Source organism: Labrenzia sp. 5N, assembly GCF_012395805.1.
GTDB lineage: Bacteria > Pseudomonadota > Alphaproteobacteria > Rhizobiales > Stappiaceae > Roseibium > Roseibium algicola.
The window spans coordinates 167,523-181,896 of the sequence record NZ_JAAZTM010000016.1 but is presented as its reverse complement, the minus strand read 5'-3'; the positions used below and the strand labels follow the sequence as shown (position 1 = coordinate 181,896).

Below are 14,374 nucleotides of genomic sequence, written 5' to 3'. Positions count from 1 at the left end.
GCCAAATGCGAGCGTTATTTGAAAGGTTTATTGCCGTGCGAGGAGCTTGACCTTCCACCAACTGGAACCACCATAGTGACAGGGAGAAGCAACTTGCGTCAGGAAGGTGGGAGAGTGGATCGACGTTCGTTCTTGAAAGCATCGGTGGCAGGAGGTCTTGCTGCCTTGTCACCAGCCTTTGCTCTGGCAAAAACGGAAGAAGGTTTCTTCGACCTTGCGGCGGTCAAGGGACAGGCCCGACTTTATGGCAAGGACGGCGGCCTCTCGGATCTCTGGCTCTACAACGACCGGCTGCCCGGTCCGCAGATACGGGTCAAGCGCGGCGAACGCGTCAGAGTGCGCTTCACCAACAACCTCGACGAACCCACCTCGGTCCATTGGCACGGCATCCGCATCGACAATGCCATGGATGGTGTTGCCGGCCTCACTCAGCCCCCCGTCGCCCCCGGTGAAAGCTTCGACTACGACTTTGTCGTGCCGGACGCAGGCACCTTCTGGTACCACGCCCACAACATGAGCTGGAACCAGGTGCCGCGCGGCCTCGCGGGCGCACTGATTGTCGAGGACGACGAGCAGTCCTTCGACCCCGATTGCGACATCACGCTGATCCTCAACGATTGGCGTCTGGACGAAAACGGTATCCTGGAAACCGCAAGCTTCGGCGCCATGCACGACTTTGCCCATGCCGGACGTCTGGGCAACTGGCTGACCATCAACGGTGCTTCGATGCCCGACATTGCGTTGAAGAAGGACCGCTGGCACCGGCTGCGCCTTATCAACGCCTCCACGGCGCGTATCCTTGATCTGGCTCCGGCGCGGTTTGGTGCGAAGACAGTCGGGCTTGATGGGCAGGCCTTTGACACCGCGCGGGAGGTCGAGGGCACTGTGCAACTGGCGCCGGCACAGCGCATGGATCTTGTGCTGCGACCTCAGGAAACCGGCAAGCTGCCATTCGAGATGATGACCGGCAAGCCTTTCACCTTCGCCAACTTCGTCGTCTCGGAAACCGAAAGCGAAGACCTGCCACTCGTGCTGCCACCGCCGAACCGGTTGCCTGAACCCGATCTGAGCTCTCCCCGGGAACTGCCATTAGTGATGGCGGGTGGAGCCATGGGCGGCATGCAGTCGATGATGAGACACGGCGTCGAGATGGACATGCGCCAGATGATGTCCGAGGGGCTCTTCTGGGCTTTCAACGGTGTGGCCGGTATGGAAGACGATCCGATGTTTTCCGCCAAGCGCGGCGACACGATCCTTCTGGAAAGCCGGAACGACACGGCTTTCCCGCATGCGATCCACCTGCATGGCCATCATTTCCGCGTCATCGAGCGCGATGGCACGAAACTGGAGAACCCCGACTGGCGCGACACCTTCACAAGTCAGCCGCGCGAGACGGTCAAGATCGCCTTTGTTGCGGACAATCCCGGGAAATGGCTGATCCACTGCCACATGCTCGGTCATGCGGCATCGGGCATGATGACCTGGTTCGAAGTGAGCTGAAACAGCCGGTGGCTAGACTGCGATCGGTGCGGCAATGTGCGGGAGCGGATCGTAGCCGGTCAGTTCGAAGTCTTCGAACTTGAACGCAAAGAGATCCGTGACATCCGGATTGATTTTCATTTCCGGCAAGGGCCGCGGCGAACGTGTGAGCTGCTCACGGGCCTGATCGAAGTGGTTGGCATAAAGATGCGCATCACCGAACGTGTGCACAAAGTCTCCGGGCTTCAGGCCGGTCACCTGGGCCACCATCATGGTCAGCAGCGCATAGGAGGCGATGTTGAAGGGCACGCCCAGGAAGACATCCGCCGACCGCTGGTAAAGCTGGCAGGAGAGCTTGCCGTCAGCCACGTAGAACTGGAACAGCGAATGGCACGGCGGCAGCGCCATCTCGTCGACCAGAGCCGGGTTCCACGCCGAGACGATCAGCCGCCGGCTTTCCGGGTTGGTCCGGATCATCTTCAGCAGATTGGCGATCTGGTCGATGGATCTGCCGTCCGGTGCAGGCCATGACCGCCACTGGTAGCCATAGACCGGCCCGAGATTGCCGTTCTCGTCCGCCCAGTCGTCCCAGATCTTCACCCCGTTTTCTTTCAGATACCGAATGTTGGTATCGCCCGCGAGGAACCACAGCAGCTCGTGAATGATCGACTTCAGGTGCAACTTCTTTGTCGTGACACAGGGAAAGCCTTGCGAGAGATCGAAGCGCATCTGGTGGCCGAAGATCGAGCGCGTGCCCGTTCCGGTCCTGTCGCCCCGATCAACGCCTTCGTCCAGGATTTTCGACAAGAGATCGAGATATTGCTGCACGGCGGAAGCCTTCGCGGTCAGGAGATCTGGAGTTTGTGGTTAACTTGGCAGATTTTTCCGAAAAGACAGCCCCTCCCCCGCACTTTCCCCAACTTGGCACGTGCTGTGGAAGAATGGCCATGAACCAAGCCGGCAAACGACATGCTTTGCCAGAAGCCTCTTTCATTTCAGGGCCGAAGACCTTATATCAGGGCTGCTGGTTCGCCAGCTATGGCAATAAATGGTCAGTGCAATAAACCTATCGGACCCGGGGGCGGTACCCGGCGCCTCCACCCAAGCCCATGGGGCTAAGCTATGGAAACTCCATGGGTTTCGGCGGGGGCGAAATAGGATCGACGAGGGCGTAAAGACTGTGCTTTTGCTCGGCATTGTACCACCGTTATCGGGCTTTCTTAATAGTTGCAAATGACAACTATGCTATGGACAACGCTGTCGCAGCGTAACGCTGCGCCGGTAGTCCACTAAGTCCTTTGAGGTAGCACTCACGGGCGGGGTTCGGAGGCACCTGGCAACAGAAGCCTCCACTTGATCTTCCCATGTATTTGCAGCGTCCTACATAGGTTGCATGACCAATGAGCGATGATTGCCGGGTTGCACACATTAATCTGGGTTCACTTGGAAAAGAGCCTTTTCTTTTTGATCTCGGCCCGTCAATGTGCTCCTGATAGTGGACTTTTCCAGCGAGATTCGACGAAAACCGATGTCTGAAGACCTTCTGCGATACGATATTCTGATCCAGGACGCGCTGCGTGGAGCGGTGAAGAAAATACTTGCCGAAGTCGGTCGTACCGGGCTGCCCGGAGACCATCACTTCTACATCGCGTTCGACACCAATGCCCCTGGCGTGCGCATTTCCCAGCGACTCAAGGAGCGCTATCCGCAGGAAATGACCATCGTGCTGCAGCACCAGTTCTGGGATCTTGCCATCGGCGAACATGCGTTCGAGGTTGGCCTGTCCTTTGGCGGCGTGCCGGAAAAGCTGCTGGTGCCTTTTTCTGCCATCAAGGGTTTCTTCGATCCGTCCGTACAGTTCGCGCTGGAGTTCGATCCCGGCAAGACGGCGGAAGAACTGCCGGAAGAGCTGCTGGAAGCCGTGGAAGAACTTGCCAGGGCCGAGCAGGAACATGCCGATAACGAAGCCAGGCAGGACGACGGCGCAGGCGACAAGGAAGCTGCAACTGCAGACACCAAGGCGAAACCTGCCGTGCAAGCTGCCGAAAGCAGTGACGGTGGCGGCGAAGTCGTTTCCCTGGATGCATTCCGCAAGAAGACCTGAGATCGGGAGCCTTTCCCATGAGCGCGGAGATCATCAATCTGCGCATGGTGCGCAAGCAGAAGAACCGTCAGGACAAGGAAAAGACGGCCGAGGACAACCGGCGCAAGTATGGCCGGTCCAAAGCCGAACGTGAGGCGGCCCGCCAACGCCGGGAAACGCTGGAAATCCACGTCGACGGGCATCTTCTGGAAAAACCTGACGGCCCGGATGCCGAACCATCCGATAAAGCAACAACAGATGCGGACAAAACCGAAGCCGAACCTTCTGGCCCGAGCTCTTCCGGCGATCGCGGCTGACCGCCAATGGCTCTGTTAAAGCGCTCCCTCTCCCTTCACGGCCACCGCACCAGCCTGGCGCTGGAACCGGAATTCTGGGACGTCGTCGACGCCTACGCCGACGCCGCGAACAAGTCCCTCGCCGGACTGATTGCCGAAATCGACGACAACCGCGACCCCGATGATCCGCTCTCTTCCGCTGTCAGGATCTGGGCCTTGAAACGGGTCCAAATGGAAGCTGGTCTGATTTCGGAGGGATGAACGGCTGACAATCTGATTTCCGGTCCCCTGCTTTTCGCCTGCCCACAGCGCAGCTAGAAGTGCCCGGACTGCCTCTGAGCTTCAGCCCTCTTGCCGCCTCTGCAACATACATCTCCCTCATCCTGAGGAGCGCGCTTGCGCGCGTCTCGAAGGATGGGCCACTTGCTCAAGAGTGTGCCGCCCATCCTTCGAGACAGCGCTGCGCGCTTCCTCAGGATGAGGAGAGATTGCTGAAACTTTGAGTGAAAAGGACTGGCGGCTTCTTTTCCGATCGCCGTTCAATGGGCTTCAGGCAACACCTGCCCAATATCGACGAGCGAAGGCCCGTCGTACCAGCCTGTTACTGCGCGCCGGGCAGGACCAGCGGCGAGCCGACGTCGCGTGTCAGAAGGTCTTCGATGGAGACCGGCGGGTCCAGGGGTGGCAGGCTGTTCGAAGGATTGGTGACCGGGGCAGTATCTGGCGCTGCGGTCAGGTCTTCCAGGTCCGGCGTCTCCAACACGGCCCGAATGCGCTCGGCAAAGGGAGCCGCGGCAACAGCCGGGGCCGGTGCCGGGGCTGGCGCAGGCACTGGCGGCGGCGCGGCGCGGGTTTCCCTGCGCGGCGCTTCGTTGGTCTGTTGCGGAAGGGCTGAATTTTCCTGCTTGTCCGGATCCGGCTGAGGCTGAATGTCTTCGCCGGACTGCTCTTGCTCAAGACGAAGCTGCTCCTCTTCGGCCGCCCGGGCTGCCTGACGGTCCCGGCGGGCTTCGCCTTCCCGCTGGTTCTTCAGTTCCCGCACAAGCCGGTCACGTTCCAGAATTTCCGCCTGTAGCTTCTCGACGCGTTCAACCTCCCGCTCAAAGGCACGCAGGGTGAGATAGGCGGTAAACGGCGCGATGTCGATGCGGCGTTCCGGAGCCTCGACCGCCCCCTCGAACAACAGCCCGACCTGCGGTTCAGCACCGGTGACCGCGTCCTCGCCCGGATCAACTTTCAACGAGAAATCCGCATCGAGATCGTAACTGGCGAGATTGACCTCGGCACTGCCGAAGATCTCCGCCTTTTCAGCATCAACAACAACGTTACGAGCACTCAGTCGTCCGCCCACCATTGTCAGCGTGCCGTCAACGCGCTTGAACGGAAGACTTCCCGCCGCCATGTGGCTGACGAAAACGTCACGGATCTTGTTCTCCTGAAGGTCCAGTCCCGCATCCACAGCGCGTGTCACCAGCGGGAAGGCCTGCGGATTGAGACCCCGGAAGTCGCCGTTTTCCATCGAGAACGTGCCGCCGCCGTTGAGGCCTGACACGATTGCCGAGATCGAGCGACCCGCCCCTTCGAATTCCAGATAAAGGTCGAGCGTGCCGGAAGCGACCGCCCTGTTGTCCGGCCGCCAGGACACCTGCCTCAGATCGGCATTGTCCAGTTTCACCCGTCCGGAAGCCGCGGCCTCCGCCTCGGTCCGGCGTATCGAGAGGCTGCCGTCAAGCTGACCACCGGCGAAGGCTCCCTGCAGTCCATCGAGGCGGAACAGGCTGGGAGACAGACGAATTTCGGCACTCGGACCGGTAATGGCGGTGTCCTCGTCCAGCAGCATTCTGTCTGCCTTGAACTGCATGGTCAGGTCGAGGCCATCCAGAAGCGGCGACCCGAACGGGGTTGTCGGCCAGATGCTTGAACCGTCCCCCGCCGAAAACCACTGATCGGGACCAAGGACCAGTTCCGTCATTGTGCGCAGATCTGCCTCGGACACCGTTATCTCACCGGAAAAACGTCTGTTACGTTCGCCCGGCGCCGGTTCAAGGTCGCCTTCCAGACGACCTTCGAACGTCGTCGTTCCGAGCGAGCCTTCAGCCCTGCTGACAGCCATCGAGCTGCCAATCCCTTCGACATCGACCGAAAGCGCTGCAGGGATCGTGCCGCTCATGACCGGCAGGACCCGGCCGGCCATCAACGCCAGCGGGCCAAGGTCCGCTGTCTCTGCGGTCACCGAAACAAGGTATTCCGGCGCCTCATCCTTTTTCAGGGTCAAGGTTCCGTTGGCTTCAACGCTGGATCCGCCGATCTCCGTGGAAAGGTCGGTGGCCAGCCCCTTTGCCGGGATGCCGGAAACATTCAGCGCCAGATGGCCTGTTCCGGCAGCTTCCAAAGGAATGACATCAAAGCCGAGCTGCTGCAGAAGCCGGCCGCCATCCGGGCCCTTCAGTTCAACACCGACGGCAACTTCGGCATCGTGCCACTGGTCGACACGGCCCTTGAGCTCGGCATTGATCGCAGCATCGGCGCCGCCCGCGCTCCCATCCAGGCGCAATGTCATGTCCGTTGCTTCGCCAACCGCAGCCGCCTTCAACTCGGCATCGAACTTGGCAGGCACCAGGCTTGCAGCTGCGCGTTCCAACCGTTCAACAAAGACGGTTTCGGGAAACAACCCGCCTGCCAGCGCAACAAGACCGGACAGGTCCCGGGCGTCGAGCGTTCCGGACACAGCTCCCTCGGGCGCCGAAAAGAGATTGCGGATATCGCCGGAGACATCGAGCCGGGCGCCTGCAAGGTCATTTGCAAACAGCCTGTCGATCCTGACACCTCCGTCGGAATACTCTGCCTCCAGCGCCAGACCTTCGCCCTCGACATCGCGTGCCACCACCTGTTTGGCACGAAGGCGCAAGGAAACATCGAGGCCTTTGGGATCTGCCGGTTCTCCCGCTTCGACAGCCTGAGGGTGAAGCAGCGCAGCCAGGTTTTCGATCTGGTCCAGATCGAGCCGGTCAGCTTCCAGAGAGAGCGAGAATTCCGAATTGCCGCTGCGTGGAATGCGGTAAGCCAGGCCGCCGCGGGCTTTGGAACCGGCAATGGTCAGACGCAGATTGTCCAGCGCCGCTCCTTCGGGCACCAGGTTCAATCGTCCTTCCAGGGAAACTGGTTCGATAGTACCGACGCCGGCTTCCTTCTGCCGCCACCAGCTGAGAAGCGACCCCGGCTGGTCCGAGCTGATAGACACCGCACCGCGATAGGTCAAAGACGGCTCCAGGCCGAGGTCGCCCTGGGTGGCAACCGTCGTGCGGCCCGGCAGGCGTCCGGCAAGGCGCGCGACGCGCCAGCCACCCAGCATGGTTTCAAGATCCAGGCGAACATTCTGGATGATGCCGCCACCGGCCACCAGCGCCGGAACATCCATGGATACAGCACCGTCGATGGACGGCAGCGGCACGACGCGCAGGGCAGCAATTAGCCGTGTCGCCGCCTCGTTGATGTCGACGGGGGATTGCGGTCCACCGCCCAGCAACCTGTCCAGATCGACCTGCTTCGACTTCGCACGGATTTCAAAACGCTTTTCGCCGGCATAGATCAGATCCGCATTGCCGGTCATGCTCAGGCGCCGGTCTTCGGGACCATAGCGGAACTCGAACTCAGGAACCGCCACCTCGGCGATATCGGCAGTGAACTGCCCTTCCGCCTGCCAGATATTCGGATCGTTTTCTTCCAGCGCAACAGAGGCGATGGTGAAGCGGCCGTCGAATTCGGGCGCGGCGTCGGCCACCTGAAGCTGACCGTCGAAAGCAAAGTTCACCGGCCTGTCGGTGGGCGTGACTTCGCCTTTGACGCGCAGTCCCGCGTTTTCCTGTGCGCGACCCGTCGCAAGACTGACCGTATAGGGCGCACCATTCAGCGTGAGACTGCCGGCGCCCCGGAACGGGCCTTCTAGCGAGCGTGCGGACACGACCAGATTTCCGTCATCAATCCGGTTGATTTCGCCGGACCGCGCATCGACGATCGTCAATGCGCCGTCACGGATCGTCACCTTTTCGAAGGACAGGTCATCCGGTGCCAGTTTGGCAATGGCGCCGCTCGACGTCATGGCCGTCAGCCAGTCCAGTCGACCAGCCTCATCAAGTGAAAGTGACAGGTGCGGACGATCGAGTTCCATGTCGAGAACCCGAATCTCGCCCTTCAGCAGCGACGGAAGCTCGATGCGCATGTCGAAGCGCGACACCACCAGCAGCGGATCTTCGGCACCACCGACACGCACGTCGGAAAAACTGATGGAGGGCGCAGGCAGAAGCCGCAGGTCCGCCTCCCCCAGCACAGTCACCCTGTGCCCGAGCGCGCGCTCCGCATAGCTTTCGAAAGTCGACCGATAGACGGTCCAGTCGATAAAGAACGGCCCGACCAGCGCTGCCACCAGCACCAGAATGACTGTTACACCCAACGTGATGTAGACGGAGTTCAGGCCTTGTCTCCTTTTTCTCCAAAGTCACCGGATATCGTACCGGATAGATGTAGCCGATCCGTGCTGCAGTGCAAACACAGGATTTCCGGCGCCGGCCGGATCGCCGCCCTGCGGCGTCCGGCGGAGCAAAACGAGCTTATTGAACTGATTCGATACAATATCATGACTGCGGCAGGATCTTGCCGGGATTCATCAAATTGTGAGGATCGAGCGCCAGTTTGACAGCGCGCATCACATCAAGCGCTTCGCCATGTTCCTTGGCCATGTATTTCTGCTTGCCCTGGCCGACACCGTGTTCGCCGGTGCAGGTACCCCCCATGGCGATGGCCCTGAGCGCAAGCCGTCCGACAAAGTCCTCCGTCCGCTGCTTTTCTTCCGGATCGTCCAGGTTGACCAGGATCTGAACGTGGAAATTACCGTCACCCACGTGACCGACGATTGGCGCCAGGAAACCTTCGTTGCGGATATCCTCGGCCGTGGCGGCAACGCAGTCCGCAAGCCGCGAGATCGGCACGCACACGTCCGTCACCATGATGCTGGCTTCAGGCTTCAGCGACTTGCCCGCCCAATAGGCGTCATGCCGGGCTGCCCAAAGTTTCGTCCGGTCTTCGGCCGCTGTCGCCCATTTGAATGGCCCGCCGCCAAACTCCTCGGCAATCGCCGAAAAAGTTTCCGACTGCTCTTGCACCCCGGCTTCAGATCCGTGAAACTCAAGGAAAAGCGTCGGAGTTTCAGGCAGATCCAGCTTGGAATAGATGTTGCAGCCGCGCACCTGAACTTCATCCAGAAGCTCGATACGCGCGACAGGCAGACCCATCTGGATGGTGGTGATGACAGCATTGCAGGCGGATGCAACATCCGGGAACGGGCAGACGCCACCGGAAATGGCTTCCGGTTGACCGTTCAGGCGCAAGGTCAACTCGGTGATGATGCCGAGCGTGCCTTCAGAGCCGACAAAAAGCCGAGTCAGATCATAACCCGCCGAGGACTTCTTCGCCCGGCCACCCGTCTTGATGATCCGTCCGTCCGCGGTCACCACGGTGAGGCCGAGGACTGCGTCTTTCATCGTGCCGTATCGAACAGCGTTGGTGCCCGATGCACGGGTCGCCGCCATGCCGCCGATGCTGGCATCCGCCCCCGGGTCGATCGGAAAGAACAGGCCGGTGTCGCGAATAAAGCTGTTGAGCTGCTTGCGCGTTACCCCGGCCTCGACCCTGCAATCCAGATCCTGCGCATTGACCTCCAGAATGTTGTTCATGCGGGACAGGTCTATGGAAACGCCGCCGAACGGTGCATTCACATGCCCTTCAAGCGAGGACCCCGTGCCGAACGCGATCACGGGAACCTTGTGAGCTGCGCAAATCTTGACGGCTTCGGCGACTTCCTCGGTCGTCTCCGCAAAGACAACTGCATCGGGCGGCTGATTCTTCAACCAGGTGGTGGTGTGGCCATGCTGTTCCCGCAGAGCCATGGACGTGGAGCAACGGTCCTTGAACAGGCCCGTCAGCTTTTCGATGGCAGCGCCGATCGCGCCATTCTTTTCAAGGACTTGCGCTCCGTCGGACGCGGTTGCCAATTCCGGCATTCTCATTCCTCCTGGGGCCGCGACTTTGTCTGCGCGGTAAAAAACCGAATATGTTAGCCCCGGCCCGAAAGGTCAAAGCCTAATGGGCATTTCCCGCAAGGTTGGACACAATGGCGCAAGGAGGATTGTGAAGGTGACTTGGGACGCAAAGCCGGTGGAAAGCGAAATCATGACGGTCAGGGACGACTGGATCGATTACAACGGCCATCTGAACATGGCCTATTACAACGTCCTGTTCGATACGGCTGTCGATGAGGTCTTTCACCGTCTCGGCATGGGTCCCGACTATGTGAAGACCCGTGGCGGCTCGTTCTTCACCGCAGAGGTACATGTGTGCTACCTGCGCGAACTCAGCGCCGGCATGAAGGTGATCGCGACGCTTCAGCTTGTCGATTTCGACGCCAAGCGTGCGCATTTCTATCAGGAACTGCGCCACGCCGAGGAAGGCTGGCTGTCGGCGACATCAGAACAACTGAGCCTTCATGTCGACATGAACGCCCGCAAGGTCGCTCCCTGGCCGGAGGACATTGCGGCCAACCTGACGGCCCTGTCGCAAGCTCATGCCAGTCTGCCGCGCCCGGAACGGGCTGGACGCCATATCGAGATCCGCAAGAAACCCTGAGCAACTGATCGACGCGAAAACAAAAGCCCGTGGATCGGCAAACCACTCCACGGGCTGACATCCGAACCGATGGCCTCAGCCGTAGTGGTTGGAGACGACGACGCCGGCGATTTCCTTGGAATCGACCACCCCGACCACATCATCCGGACGCGGAATACGGCCATCGCCCGACACAATGATCGCGCAACTGCGATTGCGGTTGTTCATGCGGGTGATCACCGAATTCATGATGTTGGTTGCCGGTGCAATCACGAAATCGCTTGAGAGGATCGCGCGCAGCGTTTGCCCGGCGAAGCGGTCGGCCTGGTAAGGAATGGTGCCGAGGCGCACAAAGCCGGCAATCCGGGGCCCGTCGGACGCGATGATGTGGGATCCGCCATCGGCACTCACGGCGGAAATCGCTTCCTGGACAGGTGTATCAAGCGGCAGGATCACGAAGTTCTTTGCCATCACTTCCTTGATCGGCTGCACCAGATACATGTTGGTGTGCCGGTTGAGCGGGATCGGTTTGCCGCGATGGCGCAGCTTGACCGTGTAGATGTTGTCCTTGATCAGCCAGCGCCGGACACCGACCGCAATCGCGACCGCCAGAACCAGCGGCACGATGACGTTATAGTCCCGGGTCATCTCGAAGATCATCACGATGGCAGTCATCGATGCGCCGGTTGCACCGCCCACGAGCGCTCCCATGCCAACAAGGGCGAATTCCACCGCCGTAAATCCGCTGTCCGGGAACAGGTAGGAACACAGAACACCGACCATGCCGCCAAGCGTCGCACCGATAAACAGCGACGGCGAGAAGACACCGCCGGAGGCCCCCGCACCAAGGCTGATCGATGTCGCGATGATTTTCGCAATGAAGAGAACAGCCAGCAGTATGAATGTGTAAGGGGTCGAATTCAGGATATCCTGGATCGTGGCATAGCCGACGCCTGCGGTGTGGTAATGCCCCGTGGTGAGCATCAAAACATAGCTGAGCGTGCCGATGATCAGCATGCCGATGATGTTCTGGGTGTAATCATTGCCCGGGAGCTTGGGGAACAGGTCCTCGCACCAGGCGAGCGTGCGAATGAAAGCCCAGGAGGCAATGCCGGCCAGGACGCCGAGCAGTGCATAGGCGCCCAGCTGGATCGGCGCGATGGCTTCGATAGCCTCTTCCGCGGAGATCGGCACGATAAAGGCCGGGTCGAGACCAAAGGCAATCCGGCCGACGTATGTGGCTGTCGCCGTGGCAACGACCACGGGCAGGAATGTCCGGTTGCTGACCTCGGGCAACAGCATCTCGACAGCAAAGAGCACCCCGCCAAGCGGCGTATTGAAGGTGGCGGCAATCCCCGCCCCTGCCCCAGCAGAAAGCAGCGTGATCTTTTGCCAGCGCGGCAGATGCAGCGCCCGGGCGATCGTTGAACCGAAGGAGGCGCCGATCTGGATGATCGGCCCCTCGCGGCCGACGGATGCACCGGTTCCGATGGAGATCGCCGAGGCAAAGGATTTCACCAGCGCCACCACGCCGCGAACGTCGCCTTTCTTGTGGTAGACCGCGAACATCACCTCCGGCACGCCGTGTCCCTTGGCCTCCGGAGCGAAGGTCTTCACCAGAAACACCACGATCAAACCACCGACGACGGGTACGAGAATGACCAGAGCGCCAAGAGGACTGGCATCGGCAAACTGGTTGGCGTCGTAAACGGTCGAAAATTTTCCGTAGTAGAAAAGATTGTGAACGACCGAGATCAGATATCGGAAGAAAACCGCGCCAATGGCCGCGACGATCCCGATAAAGAACGCCACAAGACACAACATGGGCACAGAAAATACGCGTTTTTCGCGCGCGTCTGGGGGGCCGTCACCGGACAGTGACGGTGTATCGGACGGTTCAACAACGGACATGGCAGGCCAACACTTCTTGGCTGAGAGGGCTACTTCTGGCGATTTGCCGGAGCCCAAAACAGCCGGTCTAGGCGACCGGGATGGCGACATGGCCTGAAGGCTTCGACACCCCCTCCTTAAACCTGAACACATGAAAATCAAGGGACAAGCCGGATTTTTTCAATTTTGACGGTGAAGTGACGCGGTTCCTCCGTAAAATGGGGCCGTAATTCAGATTGGCTTTTAATCTCAGTTGAGTCACGCCGACCAAATGCCAGACCGATTGAACTTTCTTTACAGGCTCGCCCCTTCCATTCGTTCCGGCATCGCCGGACTTCTCGCTGGCATCGGGTTCAACTTCAGGGAATTTCTGCGCCAGAAAAGCCATATCGTCTGGCTGCTGGCCCTTCTGATCGGCTCTTTCGTCTCCTGGGCGGCCATTATCTTCCGTGAGATCATCAGCCTGGTGCAGCTGCCCTGGCTTGGCACGGCGACGGAACGTGTCGTCAGCGCCGCCGCGACACTGCCGTGGTACATGATCGTTGCCGGGCCCACCATTGGCGGATTGCTGGTTGGTCTGCTGCTTCAGTACATGCAACCGATGCAGAGAACGTTCAGCGTGGCGGACGTGATCGAGGCTCGTGTCAAAGGCGGACGCGGGCTGCCGTTCTGGCCGGGCATATCATCAGTCCTTATAACGGCGTTATCGCTCGGCTCCGGCGCCAGTGCCGGGCGTGAAGGCCCCGTCGTGCACCTGGGAGCAACCATCGGTGCATCCGTCGGGCGCCTGTTTCACCTGCCGGATTCCGCGCACCGCATTCTGCTGGCCTGCGGCGTTGCCAGTGCGGTATCCGCCTCTTTCAACGCGCCTATCGCAGGCGTTCTGTTCGCACACGAGGTCATTCTCGGGCACTATGCGATGTCGGCCATTTCGCCCATCGCGATTGCCGCCGTAACGGGAACCGTATTCTCCCGGCTCTGGTTCGGCGACGTTGCCGCCTTCGTCATTCCGGGACACCAGATCACCTCCTATTGGGAATTTCCCGCCTTTGCGCTTCTGGGCCTGGTTTCCGCCCTCGTGGCAATCCTGTTCCAGTTTGCATTGATCGGAACGGATTGGGTTGCCCGGAACATTTCGATGCCGGTCTGGCTGCGGCCTGTTGTCGGCGGTTTCGCGGTCGGGCTCATTGCTCTGGTCTTTCCCGACGTGCTTGGCGTCGGCTACGAGACCACGGACGCCGCCCTCAAGGACCAGTTGCCCCTTGCGATGCTGTTCGCTCTGCTGTTTGCGAAAACAGCCGCGACCGCGATCACGCTGGCGTCCCGTTTTGGTGGCGGCATCTTTTCTCCATCGCTCTATCTGGGGGCAATGACCGGAGGCGCCTTTGGGCTGATTGCCGCATCAGTCTTTCCCGAACTGGCTTCAAGCGAGGGGCTATACGCGATCCTGGGAATGGGGGCCGTTGCAGCAGCGGTTCTCGGCGCGCCCTTTTCAACAACCATGATCGTTTTCGAATTGACCGGCGGCTACACGCTCTCGATCGCCCTGCTGCTGACCGTGTCGATTGCAACGGGCCTGACACAGGCCGTTCATGGCAAATCCTATTTCCACTGGCTGCTTGGCCTGCGCGGCTATTTCGTGAATGACGGCATCCACCGCTTTCTGGGAGAAACGGTCAAGGTGAAGGATTTCATGGACCCTCCCCCGGCCAATGAGGAGGATTGCATTTTCCGACCCGGTCAGGACGGCAGCTACCTTCATGATACAGACTCGCTTGAAAGCGCACTGAAAAGCTTCGATTCCTGCGGAGAAGCCTCGCTTCCGGTCGTCAGCACCAAAGATGCAACCAGGATCGTCGGACAGGCGCGCCACGTAAAGGCGCTCAATCACTTCAACTCGGAACTGATCAAAGCCAACGAGGAAGAGCACCACTAACGGAGATCTGCAGGAATTCCGCCTAGAGGATAG

The 14,374-nt window shown here is 60.1% G+C and carries 10 protein-coding genes and 1 other RNA gene; 7 read left to right on the top strand and 4 right to left on the bottom strand.

Features of this window, described 5'->3' with window-relative positions:
• Positions 1 to 114 precede the first annotated feature (114 nt).
• On the top strand, positions 115 to 1,500 hold the full coding sequence (locus tag HEP89_RS16655; RefSeq protein WP_209014740.1) for a multicopper oxidase family protein: 1,386 nt from the start codon (positions 115 to 117) through the stop codon (positions 1,498 to 1,500).
• A 12-nt stretch (positions 1,501 to 1,512) separates the two neighbouring features.
• Here HEP89_RS16655 and HEP89_RS16650 read toward each other — a convergent pair whose 3' ends face one another.
• Positions 1,513 to 2,307, bottom strand: a complete 795-nt coding sequence (locus tag HEP89_RS16650) for a thymidylate synthase (protein WP_023000520.1) — start codon at positions 2,305 to 2,307, stop codon at positions 1,513 to 1,515.
• 156 nt (positions 2,308 to 2,463) lie between these two features.
• On the opposite strand from HEP89_RS16650, the gene ssrA reads away from it, so the two are divergent.
• From ssrA to HEP89_RS16630, 4 genes are all read left to right on the top strand, one after another.
• Positions 2,464 to 2,833: a transfer-messenger RNA gene (gene ssrA, locus HEP89_RS16645) on the top strand.
• A 174-nt stretch (positions 2,834 to 3,007) separates the two neighbouring features.
• Positions 3,008 to 3,583, top strand: coding sequence for an SspB family protein (locus HEP89_RS16640; protein ID WP_023000519.1), 576 nt, complete (start codon positions 3,008 to 3,010; stop codon positions 3,581 to 3,583).
• A gap of 17 nt (positions 3,584 to 3,600) precedes the next feature.
• Positions 3,601 to 3,879: a DUF4169 family protein gene (locus tag HEP89_RS16635; protein WP_168692545.1), complete on the top strand. Its 279-nt coding sequence runs from the start codon at positions 3,601 to 3,603 to the stop codon at positions 3,877 to 3,879.
• A gap of 6 nt (positions 3,880 to 3,885) precedes the next feature.
• On the top strand, positions 3,886 to 4,119 hold the full coding sequence (locus tag HEP89_RS16630; RefSeq protein ID WP_152506015.1) for a ribbon-helix-helix domain-containing protein: 234 nt from the start codon (positions 3,886 to 3,888) through the stop codon (positions 4,117 to 4,119).
• A 340-nt stretch (positions 4,120 to 4,459) separates the two neighbouring features.
• Here HEP89_RS16630 and HEP89_RS16625 read toward each other — a convergent pair whose 3' ends face one another.
• Both HEP89_RS16625 and HEP89_RS16620 read right to left on the bottom strand, forming a co-directional pair.
• Positions 4,460 to 8,308 carry an AsmA-like C-terminal region-containing protein gene (locus tag HEP89_RS16625; protein WP_168692544.1) on the bottom strand — a complete coding sequence of 1,283 codons (3,849 nt, stop codon included), beginning with the start codon at positions 8,306 to 8,308 and terminating at the stop codon, positions 4,460 to 4,462.
• Between the two features lie 181 nt (positions 8,309 to 8,489).
• Positions 8,490 to 9,914: an FAD-linked oxidase C-terminal domain-containing protein gene (locus HEP89_RS16620; protein ID WP_023000515.1), complete on the bottom strand. Its 1,425-nt coding sequence runs from the start codon at positions 9,912 to 9,914 to the stop codon at positions 8,490 to 8,492.
• A gap of 169 nt (positions 9,915 to 10,083) precedes the next feature.
• Here HEP89_RS16620 and HEP89_RS16615 point away from each other — a divergent pair, with 169 nt between their 5' ends.
• Entirely contained in the window at positions 10,084 to 10,536 is a 453-nt protein-coding gene (locus HEP89_RS16615) for a thioesterase family protein (RefSeq protein WP_197923246.1), read from the top strand.
• A 75-nt stretch (positions 10,537 to 10,611) separates the two neighbouring features.
• Here the strand turns inward: HEP89_RS16615 and HEP89_RS16610 are convergent, their stop codons facing one another.
• On the bottom strand, positions 10,612 to 12,426 hold the full coding sequence (locus HEP89_RS16610) for a chloride channel protein (protein ID WP_168692543.1): 1,815 nt from the start codon (positions 12,424 to 12,426) through the stop codon (positions 10,612 to 10,614).
• A 250-nt stretch (positions 12,427 to 12,676) separates the two neighbouring features.
• On the opposite strand from HEP89_RS16610, the gene HEP89_RS16605 reads away from it, so the two are divergent.
• Positions 12,677 to 14,341, top strand: coding sequence for a chloride channel protein (locus HEP89_RS16605; protein ID WP_209014739.1), 1,665 nt, complete (start codon positions 12,677 to 12,679; stop codon positions 14,339 to 14,341).
• Positions 14,342 to 14,374: the final 33 nt, after the last annotated feature.